Source organism: Tritonibacter sp. SIMBA_163, from assembly GCF_046535935.1.
Taxonomy (GTDB): domain Bacteria; phylum Pseudomonadota; class Alphaproteobacteria; order Rhodobacterales; family Rhodobacteraceae; genus Epibacterium; species Epibacterium scottomollicae.
Genome location: NZ_JAWJBP010000646.1, coordinates 1 through 262, shown reverse-complemented (window position 1 = coordinate 262; position 262 = coordinate 1). Strand labels below are relative to the sequence as shown.

At 39.3% G+C, this 262-nt stretch carries 1 protein-coding gene; it reads left to right on the top strand.

Going from position 1 to position 262, the window contains the following annotated elements:
- Positions 1–30: 30 nt before the first annotated feature.
- Positions 31–262 (top strand): hypothetical protein (locus R0J92_RS23905; protein WP_411053508.1); only part of this gene is annotated, 232 nt, incomplete at its 3' end.

The following is a 262-nucleotide window of genomic DNA, read 5'->3' as shown; positions in this document are numbered from 1 at the left end:
ATAAAATTTTTGAGAGCGAGGTTATATTTAATGGTTTTTGAAATTACCACTCACCAACAAAAAACAGCAATTGTTTTGATGAGTTTAGGTTTGTTGGGCTGGGGATATCCCACTCAAACTCAAACTAAACCCGTTGCTTTCGCTGATTCAGAGATCTCCGCTCAGACTATCCAATTAGAGTTACCGTCACAAGAAGAACCTAGTGGCGGACTGATTGCGGTAGATGTGAATAATGATGATCATAAAGACTTCATCGTGACTC